Source organism: Paracoccus sp. T5, assembly GCF_048538155.2.
Lineage (GTDB): Bacteria > Pseudomonadota > Alphaproteobacteria > Rhodobacterales > Rhodobacteraceae > Paracoccus.
Genome location: NZ_CM135809.1, coordinates 1,455,892 through 1,470,589, shown reverse-complemented (window position 1 = coordinate 1,470,589; position 14,698 = coordinate 1,455,892). Strand labels below are relative to the sequence as shown.

The 14,698-nt window shown below is 67.4% G+C and carries 15 protein-coding genes; 6 read left to right on the top strand and 9 right to left on the bottom strand.

Annotation, left to right across the window (positions count from 1 at the left end; all coding sequences use genetic code 11):
* Nucleotides 1-22: 22 nt before the first annotated feature.
* The 4 genes from lepA to ACNR9W_RS07245 form a co-directional block, all read right to left on the bottom strand.
* Complete coding sequence (lepA, locus tag ACNR9W_RS07260) at nucleotides 23-1,822, bottom strand: translation elongation factor 4 (RefSeq protein WP_419268185.1); 1,800 nt, start codon at nucleotides 1,820-1,822, stop codon at nucleotides 23-25.
* Nucleotides 1,823-1,901: 79 nt separating this feature from the next.
* Nucleotides 1,902-2,597, bottom strand: coding sequence for a type 1 glutamine amidotransferase domain-containing protein (locus tag ACNR9W_RS07255; protein ID WP_419268184.1), 696 nt, complete (start codon nucleotides 2,595-2,597; stop codon nucleotides 1,902-1,904).
* A gap of 141 nt (nucleotides 2,598-2,738) precedes the next feature.
* Nucleotides 2,739-3,671 carry a DMT family transporter gene (locus ACNR9W_RS07250; RefSeq protein ID WP_419268183.1) on the bottom strand — a complete coding sequence of 311 codons (933 nt, stop codon included), beginning with the start codon at nucleotides 3,669-3,671 and terminating at the stop codon, nucleotides 2,739-2,741.
* Nucleotides 3,668-4,363, bottom strand: a complete 696-nt coding sequence (locus ACNR9W_RS07245) for an HAD family hydrolase (RefSeq protein ID WP_419268182.1) — start codon at nucleotides 4,361-4,363, stop codon at nucleotides 3,668-3,670. Before ACNR9W_RS07245 ends, ACNR9W_RS07250 begins: the two co-directional genes overlap by 4 nt.
* 72 nt (nucleotides 4,364-4,435) lie before the next feature.
* On the opposite strand from ACNR9W_RS07245, the gene ACNR9W_RS07240 reads away from it, so the two are divergent.
* From ACNR9W_RS07240 to ACNR9W_RS07230, 3 genes are all read left to right on the top strand, one after another.
* Complete coding sequence (locus ACNR9W_RS07240) at nucleotides 4,436-4,630, top strand: heavy-metal-associated domain-containing protein (RefSeq protein WP_419268181.1); 195 nt, start codon at nucleotides 4,436-4,438, stop codon at nucleotides 4,628-4,630.
* 133 nt (nucleotides 4,631-4,763) lie between these two features.
* Nucleotides 4,764-5,066, top strand: coding sequence for a hypothetical protein (locus tag ACNR9W_RS07235; protein WP_419268180.1), 303 nt, complete (start codon nucleotides 4,764-4,766; stop codon nucleotides 5,064-5,066).
* 5 nt (nucleotides 5,067-5,071) lie between these two features.
* Nucleotides 5,072-5,755 (top strand): NAD-dependent deacylase, encoded by a 684-nt coding sequence (locus ACNR9W_RS07230; RefSeq protein ID WP_419268179.1) that lies wholly within the window; start codon nucleotides 5,072-5,074, stop codon nucleotides 5,753-5,755.
* A 6-nt stretch (nucleotides 5,756-5,761) separates the two neighbouring features.
* On the opposite strand, the gene parA is transcribed toward ACNR9W_RS07230, so the two are convergent.
* Nucleotides 5,762-6,397, bottom strand: a complete 636-nt coding sequence (gene parA, locus ACNR9W_RS07225; protein WP_419268178.1) for a ParA family partition ATPase — start codon at nucleotides 6,395-6,397, stop codon at nucleotides 5,762-5,764.
* Between the two features lie 75 nt (nucleotides 6,398-6,472).
* Nucleotides 6,473-6,793: an antibiotic biosynthesis monooxygenase family protein gene (locus tag ACNR9W_RS07220; protein ID WP_419268177.1), complete on the bottom strand. Its 321-nt coding sequence runs from the start codon at nucleotides 6,791-6,793 to the stop codon at nucleotides 6,473-6,475.
* Nucleotides 6,794-6,920: 127 nt separating this feature from the next.
* Here ACNR9W_RS07220 and ACNR9W_RS07215 point away from each other — a divergent pair, with 127 nt between their 5' ends.
* Entirely contained in the window at nucleotides 6,921-7,970 is a 1,050-nt protein-coding gene (locus tag ACNR9W_RS07215) for a dipeptidase (RefSeq protein ID WP_419268176.1), read from the top strand.
* A gap of 25 nt (nucleotides 7,971-7,995) precedes the next feature.
* On the opposite strand, the gene ACNR9W_RS07210 is transcribed toward ACNR9W_RS07215, so the two are convergent.
* Nucleotides 7,996-9,264, bottom strand: a complete 1,269-nt coding sequence (locus tag ACNR9W_RS07210) for a helix-turn-helix domain-containing protein (RefSeq protein ID WP_419268175.1) — start codon at nucleotides 9,262-9,264, stop codon at nucleotides 7,996-7,998.
* A 111-nt stretch (nucleotides 9,265-9,375) separates the two neighbouring features.
* Nucleotides 9,376-10,605 carry a 5-aminolevulinate synthase gene (gene hemA, locus ACNR9W_RS07205; RefSeq protein WP_419268174.1) on the bottom strand — a complete coding sequence of 410 codons (1,230 nt, stop codon included), beginning with the start codon at nucleotides 10,603-10,605 and terminating at the stop codon, nucleotides 9,376-9,378.
* A gap of 163 nt (nucleotides 10,606-10,768) precedes the next feature.
* On the opposite strand from hemA, the gene ACNR9W_RS07200 reads away from it, so the two are divergent.
* Nucleotides 10,769-12,154, top strand: a complete 1,386-nt coding sequence (locus ACNR9W_RS07200) for a dipeptidase (RefSeq protein WP_419268173.1) — start codon at nucleotides 10,769-10,771, stop codon at nucleotides 12,152-12,154.
* Nucleotides 12,155-12,214: 60 nt separating this feature from the next.
* On the opposite strand, the gene ACNR9W_RS07195 is transcribed toward ACNR9W_RS07200, so the two are convergent.
* Nucleotides 12,215-12,826: a lytic transglycosylase domain-containing protein gene (locus tag ACNR9W_RS07195; protein ID WP_419268172.1), complete on the bottom strand. Its 612-nt coding sequence runs from the start codon at nucleotides 12,824-12,826 to the stop codon at nucleotides 12,215-12,217.
* Nucleotides 12,827-13,138: 312 nt separating this feature from the next.
* Here ACNR9W_RS07195 and gatB point away from each other — a divergent pair, with 312 nt between their 5' ends.
* Nucleotides 13,139-14,650 (top strand): Asp-tRNA(Asn)/Glu-tRNA(Gln) amidotransferase subunit GatB, encoded by a 1,512-nt coding sequence (gene gatB, locus ACNR9W_RS07190; RefSeq protein WP_419268171.1) that lies wholly within the window; start codon nucleotides 13,139-13,141, stop codon nucleotides 14,648-14,650.
* Nucleotides 14,651-14,698 lie beyond the last annotated feature (48 nt).

The following is a 14,698-nucleotide window of genomic DNA, read 5'->3' as shown; positions in this document are numbered from 1 at the left end:
CGACGCGGCCGCCCGTGGCGGATCAGGTGTCCATCTTGAGCGCCTGGATGAAGGCCGTCTGCGGGATCTCGACCTTGCCGAACTGGCGCATCTTCTTCTTGCCGGCCTTCTGCTTCTCCAGCAGCTTCTTTTTGCGCGTCGCGTCGCCGCCATAGCATTTGGCGGTCACGTCCTTGCGCATGGCCGACAGGGTTTCCCGCGCGATCACGCGGCTGCCGATGGCGGCCTGGATCGGGATCTTGAACATGTGGCGCGGGATCAGTTCCTTGAGCTTCTCGACCATGACGCGGCCGCGGCTTTCGGCGCGATCGCGATGGACCATGATCGACAGCGCGTCCACGGGTTCGTCATTGACCAGGATCGACATCTTGACCAGGAAATCCTCGCGGTATTCGCTGATCTGGTAGTCGAAGCTGGCATAACCCTTGGTCACCGACTTCAGCCGGTCGTAGAAGTCAAACACGACCTCGGCCAGCGGCAGGTCATAGACGACCATCGCCCGGCTGCCCGCATAGGTCAGGTCCATCTGGATGCCGCGGCGGTCCTGACACAGTTTCAGCACGTCGCCCAGATAGTCGTCGGGCACCATGATCGTGGCCTTGATGCGCGGTTCCTGGATGTGGTCGACCAGCGTCAGGTCCGGCATGTCGGCCGGGTTGTGCAGGTCGCGGACCTCGCCGTCGCGCATGTGCAGCTTGAAGACCACCGAAGGGGCGGTGGTGATCAGGTCCAGATCGTATTCGCGCTCCAGCCGGTCGCGGATCACCTCCAGGTGCAGCAGGCCCAAGAAACCGCAGCGGAAGCCGAAGCCGAGCGCGGCCGAGGTCTCCATCTCGTAGCTGAAGGAGGCGTCGTTCAGGGCCAGCTTCTCGATCGCGTCGCGCAGCGGTTCGAAATCGTTGGCATCGACCGGGAAAAGGCCGCAGAAGACCACCGGCTGCGCCGGCTTGAAGCCCGGCAGCGCCTTCAGGGCGGGCTTTTTCTCATGCGTGATGGTGTCGCCCACGCGGGTGTCGCGGACCTGCTTGATCGAAGCGGTGAAGACGCCGATCTCGCCCGGCCCCAGTTCGGGGATGTCCTTCATCGCCGGGGTGAGGACGGCCAGGCGGTCCAGCTTGTAGGTGGCGCCGGTCTGCATCATCTTGACCTGGTCGCCCTTGCGGATGATCCCGTCCATGACGCGGATCATCACGACCACGCCCAGATAGGCGTCATACCAGCTGTCGACCAGCATGGCGGTCAGGGGTGCGTTCTGGTCGCCCTTGGGCGCGGGCAGGCGCGTGACGATGGCCTCCAGAACCTCGGGGATGCCGAGGCCGGTCTTGGCGCTGATCGGGATGGCGTCTTGGGCGTCAATGCCGATGACTTCCTCGATGTTTTCCTTGACGCGTTCGGGTTCGGCCGCGGGTAGGTCGATCTTGTTCAGGACCGGCACGATCTCGTGGCCCGCATCGATCGCTTGGTAGACGTTGGCCAGCGTCTGCGCCTCGACCCCCTGGCTGGCATCCACCACCAGCAGCGAGCCTTCGACCGCGCGCATCGAGCGGCTGACCTCGTAGGCAAAGTCCACGTGGCCCGGCGTGTCGATCAGGTTCAGCACATAGGTCTGGCCGTCCTTGGCCGGATAGCTGATGCGGACGGTGTTCGCCTTGATGGTGATCCCCCGCTCGCGCTCGATATCCATGCTGTCCAGCATCTGGGCCTTCATGTCGCGTTCGGCGACAGTGCCCGTCAGCTGGATCAGCCGGTCGGCCAGCGTGGATTTTCCGTGGTCGATATGGGCCACGATCGAAAAGTTGCGGATGAGGGAAAGCTCGGTCATGGCCGGGCTATACAGGGGCGCGAGGGCCGCGAAAAGAGGGTTTCGCGGCCCCGCGATCTTTGCCGCAGGCGGCGGCGGATCAGGGCACGGTCGGAAGGTCGGCGGCCTTCAGCATCAGCCGCGCGACTTCTGCCGACGAGGCCGGGTTCTGGCCGGTGACCAGCTTGCCGTCGGCGATGGCGAAGGGCTGCCAGTCGGGCCCGCCCTCGTGCTGGCCGCCCTGGGCCTTCAGCTGGTCCTCCAGCAGGAATGGCACGGCATCGGAGAGGCCGGCGGCCTCTTCCTCGGCATTGGTGAAGCCCGCGACGCGGCGCCCCTTGACCAGCGGATCGCCCGACAACAGGCGCGCCGCCAGAAGGCCCGCGGGGCCGTGGCAGACCGCGCCGACGACGGCGCCCTTTTCCCAAGCCTTCGCCAGCAGCTGGCCCAGGGTTTCGGATTTCGGCAGGTCCCACATGGTGCCGTGGCCGCCCGGCAGATAGACGATGTCGCAGGCCGCCACGTCGACATCCTCGACCCGCTCGGTGTTGGCCAGGCGGTTCATCGCGGCGTCATCGGCCCAAAAGCGGCGGACCTCGTCGGTCATGGCGTCATCGGCCTCGGACGAGGGGTCGGCCGGGGGCTTGCCGCCCGCAATGCTGGCCAGCTCGACCTGGTATCCCGCATCGGACAGGATCCAGTAGGGGGCGGCCAGCTCCTCCCAGTAAAAGCCGGTGGGCTTGCCGGTGTCGCCCAGCTGGTCGTGCGACGTCAGGATGATGAGGGCCTTGGGCATGGGGTGCTCCTTTGGGGGACATGACAGCGCGGGCCGGAATGGCCGGACGCCTGTTGGGCAGACAATGATCTTGCCGGCGCGGCGGTTCCTTGACAGGACGTCGCGGCGCGGCCCGCCGACCCGGTGCCGAAGGGACGGCGCTCAGCGTGACCCGCTGCGGATCAGGCCACTGACCTCGGCGGGTGCCGGGCGGCGGCGCAGACCGGCCTCGCGCCACATGGCATATCCGCCCGCCAGCGCGATCAGCCCCGCGCCCAGCAGCATCGGCAGATCCGGCCGCTCGCCGAAGACCAGCGCCGCCACCAGGAGCGCAAATCCCAGCCTGGTATAGCGGAAGGGCGCCACGACCGACGCCTCGCCCAAGCGCGAGGCCGCGACCAGCGTTGCATATCCCAGCACGCCAAAGACCACCGTTCCCGCCAGCAGCGCCGCGTCCCCCGCGCCGGGTGCCACCGCGCCCTGCCCCGCCACCGCGCCCAGCAGCAGCCCCGCGGGCACCATGCCGCCATAGGCCGAGGCCGAGAGCTGGTCCGAGGGCACGCCGCGCGGGATGCACCGCGTGGCCAGATCGCGCAGCGTCAGCCCCGCCACCCCCAGCAGCGCCCAGAGCATCGACGGGTGGAACGCCGCCGTGCCCGGCCGCAGGATCAACAGCACGCCCGCAAAGCCCACCGCGACCGAGGCCCACCGCCGCCAGCCGACCTTTTCGCCCAGAAACAGCGCCGCCCCCAGGACCAGCGTCAGCGGCAGCACCTGCAGGATCGCCGAGGTGACGGCCAGTTCCCCCACCGCCAGCGCGGTGACAAAGCTCAGCGCGCCGATCACCTCGCCCAGGTTGCGCAGGATCACCATCGGATGCAGCAGGTCGCGGGTCCACAGGGCCAATCCCCGCCGCGCCAGGCGCGCCCAGAAGACCAGCATCGCCATCAGCCCCGTCATCGCCATCAGCTGACCGACCGGCAGGCTGTCCGTCAGCGTCTTGATGAAGGCATCCTCGACCGCGAACATGGCCATGGATGCCGTCATGAACAGCGCCGCGCGGCCGTTGTCGGACATGCCCGCGGCCCGGCTCATGCCCCCGCCTCGATCCGCGCGACAAGATCGGGCAGCTGCGCGATGCCCGTCAGCTGGTGCAGGCGCGGGTGGTCGGGTGCTTCGGCATGTTCCAGCGCCCAGGTCAGGTCATGGGGAATGAAGACGCCCCATCCGCCCAGGTCCAGCACCGGGATCACGTCGCTGCGCATCGAGTTCCCGGCCATCAGGAACCGCTCGGGCGCCACCCCCTGCCCCAGCAAGGCGCGGGCATAGGCCTCGGGCGTCTTCTCGGCCAGGATCTCGACCGCGCTGAAGCGCTCGGCGAGGCCGGAGGCCGCGACCTTGCGCTCCTGGTCCATCAGGTCGCCCTTGGTGACCAGGATCAGCTGGCGCCCCGCCAGCGCGTCCAGCGCCTCCTCGACACCGGGCAGCAGGTCGACGGGATGGGCCAGCATCTCCTGGCCCAGCTCCAGGATGCGGCCGATGGTGCGGCCGTCGATGGCGCCATCGGTCAGCTCGATCGCGGTCTGGACCATCGACAGCATGAAACCCTTGATGCCATAGCCGTAGCGCGCGAGGTTCGCGCGTTCGATGTCGAAAAGCCGCGCGGCAATGGCCTCGGCCTCGCCGTGATCGGCCAGCAGCGATGCGAACTCGGCCTCGGTCACGCGGAAGAAGGTCTCGTTCTCCCACAGGGTGTCATCGGCATCCAGCCCGATGGCGTCGATCATCGCCGTGTCCTTCCGTCTTGTGCCGCGGCCCGCCCGGCCGCATCATGGCCCGGCAACAATCAGGAGGTCCCCATGATCTTTGCCGTTCCCGACATGACATGCGGCCATTGCAAGGCCGCCATCGAGACAGCGATTGCAGGTGCAGGGGGGCAGGCGCAAGTGGATCTTGCAGCCAAGCGCGTCACCGTCACCGGACTGGACGCCGAAACCGCCCGCTCCCGCCTGCAGGAGGCCGGATTCACCCCCAGCCCCGTCGAGGGCGCCTGAAATCCCCCGCGTCACGCCAGCGTGATTGAGCGGGGCGCGGATTTTTGCTAAGGGTGGAACGGCAGCCAGGGCAGGCAAGACCGGACCAAACCGGCCGCCCGGCGATGCAGAGCAGTAACCGAGGAGACAGTCCATGCTGAACCGATTCGTGATCGCCGCCGCCGCGATCGTCCTGACGACGCCGCTGGCCATGGCAGGGCCGATCGACACCGCCTGCGTCCGGTCGGACCGCGCGCGCGGCAATGCGCCCCTGTGCGGCTGCATTCAGCAGGTGGCGAACCAGACCCTGTCGCGGTCCGACCAGCGCCGCGCGGCCCAGTTCTTCCGCGACCCGCACCGCGCGCAGGAGGTCCGCACCTCCAAGCGCGACACGGACAACGCCTTCTGGAAGCGCTATCGCAACTTTGCCGCCCAGTCCGAACGGCTCTGCCGCTGAGGCCCATGCGCATCACGGTGCTGACCGGGGCCGGGATCTCGGCCGAGAGCGGTCTGGCGACCTTTCGCGCCAGCGACGGGCTGTGGGAGAACCACCGCATCGAGGATGTGGCCACGCCCGAGGCCTTTGCCCGCGACCCCGCGCTGGTGCACCAGTTCTACAACATGCGCCGCGCCAATGCGGCCGCGGCGCAGCCGAACGCCGCGCATCACGCGCTGGCCCGGCTGGCCCGCCATCACGACCTGGTGCTGGTGACGCAGAACGTGGACGACCTGCACGAACGCGCCGGCAGCCCCGAGGTGATCCACATGCATGGCGCGCTGGACCGGGCGCGCTGCGCGGCCTGCGGCCACGGCTGGCCCGCGCCGGCCGTGATGTTGCCCGACGATCCCTGCCCCGCCTGCGCGGCCCCCGCCACTCGTCCCGACATCGTCTGGTTCGGAGAGATCCCCCGGCACATGGAGCGGATCTGGCAGGCGCTGGAAGAAAGCGACCTGTTCGCGGCCATCGGCACGTCGGGCAATGTCTATCCGGCGGCAGGCTTTGCCCAGCATGCCGGGCGCCACGGGGTGGAATGCGTCGAACTGAACCTGGAAAACAGCGTGAACGCCCTCGACTTTGACCGACGCATCCTGGGACCGGCCAGCCGCACCGTGCCCGCCTGGGTCGAAGAACTGGTGGGCGGCTGAGGCGCCTCAGCCCATCCGGCCAAGGACCTCGTCGGTCAGGGCGGCCATCTCGGCCACCGCAGGGCCGGATTTGCTGCGCTCGATCGCGCCCAGGCCCTGGCCCAAGGTCTCGGCATAGGTGACGCGGTTGGCGATCTGGGTGGTTGCGACGACGGCGCCCAGTTCCTCTGCTTTCTCGGCCACTTCGGCGCCCAGCCTGGTGTTGGGACGGGTGCGGTTCAGGACCAGCAGCACCTCGGCCTTTTCACGCCGGGCCAGGTCCAGCACCCCTTCGGTCGCCCAGAGGTCCACATGGCTGCTGGCCACCGGCACCAGGACCAGGTCCGCCACGCGCAGGGCCGGGCGCAGGTCGCTGTCGATCTTGGGCGGCGTGTCGATGATCACGAAATCAAAGCGCTTCTTCAGCTTTTCCGATTCGTAGCTGGCCCCCCAGGCCGAGGAGGTCGAGAAATCCATCGCCTCGTCCTCGCCCTGTGCGGACATCCGCTCCATGAACCAGCGGCCCAGGCTGCCCTGCGGATCGGTATCGACCAGCGCCACCGAATGGCCCCGGGCATGCAGGCTGACAGCCAGGTTGACCGCCAGCGTCGTCTTGCCCGAGCCGCCCTTTTGCTGGGCCACGGTGATGATCCGCCCTGCCATCCTGATCCTCCTGTGATGTGGCGCTCAGGTTAGCAGGCGGGGGGGCGAATGCATCCCCTTTCTGCAGGTGCAGCATCAGGGAAAGACGGCCTGCACCTCGTACATCACCGGCTCGAAGCTCTTGCACATGGCGTGGATCTCCCGGTTGCGGCGGCGCATCTCGTCGCTGCGCAGCATGGCCTGGTAATCCTTGCGGTCCCGCCACTGGGAATAGGTGGCGATGCGGGTCTGCGCGTCGTTCAGATGGATCGCGCCGCCCAGGCAGCCGGGCTGGCGGCTGATCACCTGGTCCCAGGCATCGGTCAGCAGGTCCAGCACGTCATGGGCGCTGCCGGGGGTGACCTCGAAGGTGGTGATGACGGTCTGGCCGTGGAAATCGCGGGTGATGCGGGGCATGGCGGCGGTCCTCCCTTGGGCGTGGCTCTGCCCCCTCAGCCTAGAGGCGCCGCACTGCCGCGCAAGCCCCATTGCGGGTGGGATGCACGACGTGCATTCTGCGCCAGAGACGGTGAAAGGTGCCGACATGATCCCAGTATTCGACGGTCACAACGACTTTCTGCAGCGCCTGGTGGCGGCGGGCCCCCAGGGCGCGCGCCTGTGGCTGGAGGGCGACGGGACGGGCCATCTGGACCTGCCCCGGATGCGCACGGGCGGCATGGTCGGCGGCTTTTTCGCGATCTGGGTGCCTTCGCCCGACGATCCGAATGCCGGCGACCACGTTCGGATCATGGAGAACCCGCCCTTCGCCATGCCCCTGCCCCCGCAGATCCCGCATGACGAGGCCCTGCCCCATGCCTTTGCCCAGGCCGCGGCCCTGCTGTCACTTGAACGGACCGGCACGCTGGAGGTGATCCGCGATGCCGCGCAGCTGCGCGCCTGCATCGGTGCCGGGCGGATCGCTGCGATCATGCACATGGAGGGGGCCGAGGCGATCCGCGATCCCGACGCGCTGCACCTGTGGCACCGGGCGGGGCTGCGCTCGCTCGGGCCGGTCTGGTCGCGGCCGACGCGCTTTGCGGAAGGGGTGCCCTTTGCCTTTCCGTCCTCGCCCGATACCGGGGGCGGGCTGACGGATGCGGGGCGCGCGCTGGTGCGGGAATGCAACGCGCTTGGCATCATGCTAGACCTGTCGCACCTGAACGAGGCGGGTTTCGACGACATCGCGCAGCTGTCCGACGCGCCGCTGGTCGCCAGCCACAGCTGCGTGCACGCGATCTGCGAAAGCAGCCGCAACCTGACGGACCGGCAGCTGCGCCAGATCGCCGACAGCCGGGGACTGGTCGGGCTGAACTTTGCCTCCAGCTTTCTGCGGCCGGATGGGCGGCGGCTGCCGCTGGAGGATCTGGGCACCATGCTGCGGCACCTGGATCACCTGCTGGGCATCCTGGGCGAGGATGGCGTGGCGCTGGGATCGGATTTCGACGGGGCGCTGATGCCGCGCGACCTGGGCGACGCAAGCGCCCTGCCGCGCCTGGTCGAGGCGATGGAGGCGCATGGTTATGGCCAAACGCTGATCCGCAAGATCGCCTGCGACAACTGGATCGGCGTGCTGGAGCGCAGCTGGAATAAATGAGGCCGCCGGTGATGCCGGTCCCGGCCTATTCGGTGGCGGTTTCGGTGCCGGTTTGGGCCTGGGCCACAGCCACCAGTTCCGCGAGTGCAGGATCCGAGGTCAGGTCGGCCAGCGCATAGCGGTCGGTCAGGCTGTCGGTCGACAGTTCGACATTGCTGATGACCTGAGCGCCGGGGGCAGCAGGTCCATAGGCTTGGCCATTGACGGCAAAGTAGACCGCGCCTGAATTTCCGGTGCGCAGGCGCGGCGCCTCTTCCAGCTTGGGCAGGGCAAAGCGTTCGCCCGCGTCCATGATCTTTTCCAGCAGCACCGTTCCGTCGGCCGAGGAGACCCGCACCCAGGCCGGCCGCACCGCCAGCAGTTCGACCTGCGCCGCATCGGGGGCCAGGGTGCGGACAGACGGCTCGGCCGCGGGCAGCTGGGGACCAAAGGCGATCTGCGTCTGGTCGTCCTGCAGGCCGGGGCTTCCCGCGACGGGCTGAGTGTCCTGGGTCACGTCGCCGGCCCGGGCGATGACCTCGTCGACGTTGGCTTCGCCTTCCAGAAGACCCGGATCGATGGCGGCGATGGGGCCATCGCGCGCCGTCAGGACGGGCGCCTCGAGGATTTGCGGGCGATAGAGCCGGTCCATCGCCTCGGGCTGGGGAAGACGGCTGGCGATGTCGGTGCTGTCCAGCGCGGGATCGGCCAGACCTGCACCTTGAGTCGGGTCCAGTTCGGCCACGACGGCCGGAACGTCCTCGCCCGGTGCAAGGGTCACGCGCTGCACTTCCTGGAGGAGCGACCAGCCGCCATAGCCCAGGCCGCCGATCACGGCGATCAGCACCAGGATGGCACCGATGGCACGCGGCTCGATCTCGGACCAGAAGCTCTGTTCCTGCGGAATGAACAGCGCGCGCGGATTGGCCAGCGCCTCCGCCGGGTCCGAGGGACGCCGCGCGGGCTTGGGTCCGGCCGCCGCGGGCGCCATGCCATGCGTGGGCAGGAAGCCCGATTCTTTGCAGAAGCGCCGGAAGGTCCAGTCCGGGTCCATGCCCAGATAGCGCGCATAGGACCGGACATAGCCCGCGATGAAGCTGGGCGTGTCAAAGGCGGAGGTGTCGCAATTCTCGATCGCGGCGACATAGGAGGCACGGATGCGCAATTCGCGCTGCACGTCCAGCAGGGATTTGCCCAGGGTCGCACGCTCTCCGCGCATCAGGTCCCCCAAGCGCGTGTCGTCATCGAGGAAGGGTATCGATTCCTCCACCTGCACGAACTCCTCTGCCGGGTTATCTGCCCGCAGCCTGCTCATCGACAATGCCTCATGTGCCCGTTGTATTATCAGCACCCGAATCGGATGCTATCAACGCTTCTTTAAACAGAGGTTATCACGCAGGCGAGAGCAGTTCACCGAAGGATTCGGCTAGGCGCTCAATTCGGCGCGATTCAACGCGCAGTGCGACCACAATGCATCCATTGCACGCACAAGGTGATCGATCTGCTTGGGATCATGCACCGGAGACGGCGTGAACCGCAGCCGCTCCGTGCCGCGCGGCACGGTGGGGAAGTTGATCGGCTGGACATAGATGCCATAGTCGCGCAGCAGCATGTCCGACAGCGCCTTGCAATGGACCGGGTGGCCGACATGGACCGGCACGATGTGGCTGCCGTGGTCGATGATCGGCATGCCGAGCGACTTCAGGCGCATCTTGAGGATGCGCGCGTGCAGCTGCTGTTCGTCTCGCAGCTTCTGGCCATCGGGTGTCTTGAGGAAGGCGATCGAGGCCGCCGCCCCCGCCGCCACCGCCGGCGGCAGCGAGGTCGTGAAGATGAAGCCCGGCGCATAGGAGCGGATCGCGTCGCACATCTTGGCGCTGGCCGCGATATAGCCGCCAAAGACGCCGAAGGCCTTGCCGAGCGTGCCGTTGATGATGTCGACGCGCCCCGACAGCCGGTCGCGTTCGGCGACGCCGCCGCCGCGGGGCCCGTACATGCCCACCGCGTGAACCTCGTCCAGATAGGTCAGCGCGCCGAATTCCTCGGCCAGGTCGCAGAAGGCGGCGATGGGGCCGAAGTCGCCATCCATGGAATAGATGGATTCAAAGGCGATCAGCTTGGGCGCGTCGGGATCGTCGGCCTCCAGCAGCTGGCGCAGATGGGCCAGGTCGTTGTGGCGGAAGATCCGCTTGGCGCCGCCGTTGCGCTTGATCCCCTCGATCATCGAGGCGTGGTTCAGCTCGTCCGAATAGATGATCAGGCCGGGAAACAGCTTTGGCAGCGTCGAGAGCGTCGCGTCATTGGCGGTATAGGCCGAGGAAAAGACCAGCGCGGCCTGCTTGCCGTGCAGGTCGGCCAGTTCGGCCTCCAGGCGCTTGTGATAGATCGTGGTGCCGCTGATGTTGCGCGTCCCGCCCGAGCCCGCGCCGGTGGCGTCCAGCGCCTCGTGCATGGCGGCCAGGACGACCGGATGCTGGCCCATGCCCAGGTAGTCGTTGCCGCACCAGACGGTGATCTCCTGCTGCTCGCCGTCGGGACGGTTCCAGACGGCTTGCGGGAACCGGCCCTTGGCGCGCTCGATATCGATGAAGGTGCGATAGCGCCCCTCCTCATGCAGTCGGGAAATCGCCTGGTCGAGGGCGGCATCATATTTCATTGCTGGCGTTCCCTTGCAGAGCTGGCTGGGTGCGATCATTGTCCGAACACGCGCGGCCCGACATTGATAGAGGTCAAACCGTGAAAAAAACAGGCCCAAAACGTCATATTCGACGAAAGGCGCATGAAACAACCCGACGTATCGTGACGAAAAGGTAGGAAATATGACGGATTCCGCAAGGGTTCAGGACCTCCTGAGGCAGCTTGACGCGGGGCTGGAGGAGGCGCTGGAACGGCTGATGGCCTTCCTGAAGATCCCCTCGATCTCGACCGATCCGGCCCATTCAGGGGACGTGCGCCGCGCGGCCGACTGGCTGGCGGAGGAACTGACCGGGCTGGGCTTTCAGGCGCAGGTCCATGACACGCCGGGCCATCCGATGGTGGTGGCGCGGTCGCAGCCGGGGGATGCGCGGCCGCTGCTGTTCTATGGCCACTATGATGTGCAGCCGGTCGACCCGCTGGAGCTGTGGGACCGCCACCCCTTCGAGCCCGCCATCGAGAAGACGCCCGCGGGGCGGGTGATCCGCGCGCGTGGCGCCTCGGATGACAAGGGCCAGCTGATGACCTTCGTGGAGGCGTTCCGGGCCTGGAAGGCCGTTCACGGCGCCCTACCCTCGGATCTGATCCTGCTGTTCGAGGGCGAAGAGGAATCGGGTTCTCCCTCGCTGCGGCCGTTCCTGCAGGAGCACGCGGACAGCCTGCGTGCTTCGCTGGCGATGATCTGCGACACGGGGCTTTACGCCGACGGCCGCCCGGCGATCACCACCCAGCTGCGCGGGCTGGTGGGTCAGGAGGTCGTGGTCAAGGGCGCCGACCGCGACCTGCATTCGGGCAGCTTCGGTGGCCTGGCGGCGAACCCGATCATGGTGCTGGCGCAGGCGCTGGCGGCCCTGAAGGACGACCAAGGCCGCGTCACCCTGCCCGGCTTCTACGATGGGGTGCAGGACCTGACGCCGGAACTGGCGCGCGACTGGCAGGCGCTGGACTTTGACGCGGCGGGGTTCCTGGGCCGGGTCGGCCTGTCGCAGCCGGTGGGAGAGGCCGGGCGCACGGCCCTGGAGATGGTCTGGAACCGCCCCACGGCCGAGATCAACGGCATTGCCGGCGGCTATGCCGGCGACGGGTTCAAGACCGTGCTGCCGGCCGAGGCGCGGGCCAAGGTCAGCTTTCGCCTGACGGGGCAGCAGGACCCCCAGAAGGTCCGGGCGGCCTTTCAGGATCACGTCCGCCGCTTTGTTCCCGCCGACTGCCGGGTGGAATTCCACGACCATGGCGCCAGCCCCGCCAGTGTCATGGACATCACCGACCCGGCCTTTGGTCTGGCCAAGGATGCCCTGACCGAGGAATGGGGCCGCGAGGCGGCGTTCATCGGCGCCGGCGGTTCAATCCCCATCGCGGGGGACTTCAAGCAGATCCTGGGCATGGATTCGATGCTGGTGGGCTTTGGCCGTGACGACGACCGCATCCACTCCCCGAACGAGAAATACGATGTCGAAAGCTTTGCCAAGGGCGCGCGCTCCTGGGCGCGCATCCTGTCGGCGCTGCGCTGAACGGCATGGGGCGCGCCACCCGGCGCGCCCCTTGTTTGTGTTGACCCTGATGCCCGGCGCTCAGCTGGAGGCGCTGCAATAGCTCTGGCTGGAGGTCCAGGCGGCGATGTCGGCGCGCTTGGAGGAGCTGCGCATCGGTGCCCAATCGCGGGCGACGCCGCGCCAGCCGCTGCCGTCGCGCGCCACGGCATTGTCGCGGCCGACCTGGCGCGACATGATCTTGACCGCGCAGGACATGTTGTCGGCGCCGTCGCGGATGTTGCCGTCGCAGCCGTAATGCCGCCAAGTTGCCGGAGCGATCTGCATCAGCCCAATCCAGCGCCCGCCGCCGCCTGCGGCCTGCGGGTTGTAGGTGCTTTCGTGCTTGGCCACCGCCGACAGCAGACCCGCCCAAAAAGCCTTGCGCCCCGGCTCGGCCAGCTGACGATAGTTGGGGCAGAATTCGGTGATGTCGTTGGGAACGCGCGACAGGATGGTCACGCCTTCGCGGTCCAGCGCGGCCAGCGTGGCCTTGGTCCATTCATCAGATCCCTTGCGCTCTCCCCACCGCATCGGAGGCGTCTGGGCCAGTGCGAGTTCCTGAGCCTGAACGGCCGTTTCGGCCGTTGTCGTGGGGCTGGTGGAACAGGCGGCTATCAGGGCCAGGGCAGCTAGGGAGAGCGCAGCGCGCATCTGAAACCTCAAGGGGCTGTTTCGCTGCCACCGGCTTAAAGAAGGTTCCCAACAAGGCAACATTCCTGTCACACGCTAGGCGGGAACATGCCTTGACGCGGGTGCGGGATGGTCGGAAATCCGCCGATGGCCCTGCCACGATCCCCATCCGTTCGTCCTGTTTAGGACAAATTTAAGCTTTTGCCTCCGATCGTGCTGATTCGCGGGCCGAAAGGAAGATCGCCGGGCGGCGGCTCTCGGCAGCCCGTGACATTGCCGCGCCCTTGTCCTAGAACCGCCGCCAGACCGTTTTCGCCGCAGACGAGGCCGCAGATGCTTGACCTGACCTATACCGCCCCCCAGCCCAAGGTGATCGAGGGCGCGAAAAGCGATTGGGAACTGGTGATCGGCCTTGAGGTTCATGCGCAGGTCGCCTCCAAGGCCAAGCTCTTCTCGGGCGCCTCGACGAATTTCGGGTCCGAGCCGAACAGCAACGTGGCCTTCGTGGACGCGGCCATGCCCGGGATGCTGCCGGTGATCAACGAATTCTGCGTGGCGCAGGCGGTGCGGACCGGTCTGGGGCTGAAGGCCGCGATCAACCTGCGCAGCGCCTTTGACCGCAAGAACTATTTCTATCCCGACCTGCCGCAGGGCTATCAGATCAGCCAGCTGTACCATCCGATCGTCGGTGAGGGCGAGGTGCTGGTCGACATGGGCCCGGGCGTCGCCCGCCGCGTGCGGATCGAGCGCATCCACCTGGAGCAGGATGCGGGCAAGTCGATCCATGACATGGACCCGACGATGAGCTTTGTGGACCTGAACCGCACCGGCGTCGCCCTGATGGAGATCGTCAGCCGCCCCGACATTCGCGGGCCCGAGGAGGCGGCCGCCTATGTCGCCAAGCTGCGCCAGATCATGCGCTATCTGGGAACCTGCGACGGCAACATGCAGAACGGCAACCTGCGCGCCGACGTGAACGTCAGCGTCTGCAAGCCGGGCGCCTATGAGCGCTATCAGGAGACGGGCGATTTCGGCCATCTGGGCACGCGCTGCGAGATCAAGAACATGAACTCGCTGCGCTTCATCCAGGCGGCCATCGACTACGAAGCGCGCCGCCAGATCGCCATCCTGGAGGATGGCGGCAGCATCGTGCAGGAAACGCGGCTTTATGATCCCGACAAGGGCGAGACGCGGTCGATGCGGTCGAAGGAGGAGGCGCATGACTATCGCTACTTCCCCGATCCCGACCTGCTGCCGCTGGAGATCGAGCAGGCCTGGGTCGATGATATCGCCACGCTGATGCCCGAGCTGCCGGATGAAAAGAAGGCCCGCTTTGTCCGCGACATGGGCCTGTCGGAATATGACGCGGGCGTGCTGACGGCCGAGGTCGAGAACGCCGACTACTTCGAGGCCGTGGCTGCGGGCCGCGACGGCAAGATGGCCGCAAACTGGGTCATCAACGAGCTGTTCGGGCGCCTGAACAGGGAAGGGCTATCGGTTGCCACCTCGCCCGTCTCGGCCGTGCAGCTGGGCGGAGTGATCGACCTGATCGCCGGGGGCGCGATCTCGGGCAAGATCGCCAAGGACCTGTTCGAGATCCTCTGGACCGAGGGCGGCGATCCGGCCCAGATCGTCGAGGCCCGCGGCATGAAGCAGGTCACCGACCTGGGCGCCATCGAGGCGGCGGTCGACCAGATCATCGCCGACAACCCCGCGCAGGTCGAAAAGGCCAAGGCCAATCCCAAGCTGGCCGGCTGGTTCGTGGGCCAGGTGCTGAAGGCGACGGGCGGCAAGGCCAATCCCGCCGCCGTGAACGAGTTGGTCGCGCGCAAGCTGGGCCAGTAAGGCAGCCGCGGTCCCGCCACGCCGGGACCGTTCCCCCATCGCGGGCCC

Bases quoted from the DNA above. Each gene is read 5' to 3' on its own strand.
- ACNR9W_RS07245 (WP_419268182.1), bottom strand. From the start codon at position 4,363: ATGATCGACGCCATCGGGCTGGATGCCGATGACACCCTGTGGGAGAAC.
- ACNR9W_RS07215 (WP_419268176.1), top strand. From the start codon at position 6,921: ATGATCCCAGTATTCGACGGTCACAACGACTTTCTGCAGCGCCTGGTG.
- ACNR9W_RS07255 (WP_419268184.1), bottom strand. From the start codon at position 2,597: ATGCCCAAGGCCCTCATCATCCTGACGTCGCACGACCAGCTGGGCGAC.
- ACNR9W_RS07220 (WP_419268177.1), bottom strand. From the start codon at position 6,793: ATGCCCCGCATCACCCGCGATTTCCACGGCCAGACCGTCATCACCACC.
- ACNR9W_RS07235 (WP_419268180.1), top strand. From the start codon at position 4,764: ATGCTGAACCGATTCGTGATCGCCGCCGCCGCGATCGTCCTGACGACG.
- ACNR9W_RS07250 (WP_419268183.1), bottom strand. From the start codon at position 3,671: ATGAGCCGGGCCGCGGGCATGTCCGACAACGGCCGCGCGGCGCTGTTC.
- parA (WP_419268178.1), bottom strand. From the start codon at position 6,397: ATGGCAGGGCGGATCATCACCGTGGCCCAGCAAAAGGGCGGCTCGGGC.
- ACNR9W_RS07200 (WP_419268173.1), top strand. From the start codon at position 10,769: ATGACGGATTCCGCAAGGGTTCAGGACCTCCTGAGGCAGCTTGACGCG.
- hemA (WP_419268174.1), bottom strand. From the start codon at position 10,605: ATGAAATATGATGCCGCCCTCGACCAGGCGATTTCCCGACTGCATGAG.
- ACNR9W_RS07240 (WP_419268181.1), top strand. From the start codon at position 4,436: ATGATCTTTGCCGTTCCCGACATGACATGCGGCCATTGCAAGGCCGCC.
- ACNR9W_RS07230 (WP_419268179.1), top strand. From the start codon at position 5,072: ATGCGCATCACGGTGCTGACCGGGGCCGGGATCTCGGCCGAGAGCGGT.
- ACNR9W_RS07210 (WP_419268175.1), bottom strand. From the start codon at position 9,264: ATGAGCAGGCTGCGGGCAGATAACCCGGCAGAGGAGTTCGTGCAGGTG.
- ACNR9W_RS07195 (WP_419268172.1), bottom strand. From the start codon at position 12,826: ATGCGCGCTGCGCTCTCCCTAGCTGCCCTGGCCCTGATAGCCGCCTGT.
- gatB (WP_419268171.1), top strand. From the start codon at position 13,139: ATGCTTGACCTGACCTATACCGCCCCCCAGCCCAAGGTGATCGAGGGC.
- lepA (WP_419268185.1), bottom strand. From the start codon at position 1,822: ATGACCGAGCTTTCCCTCATCCGCAACTTTTCGATCGTGGCCCATATC.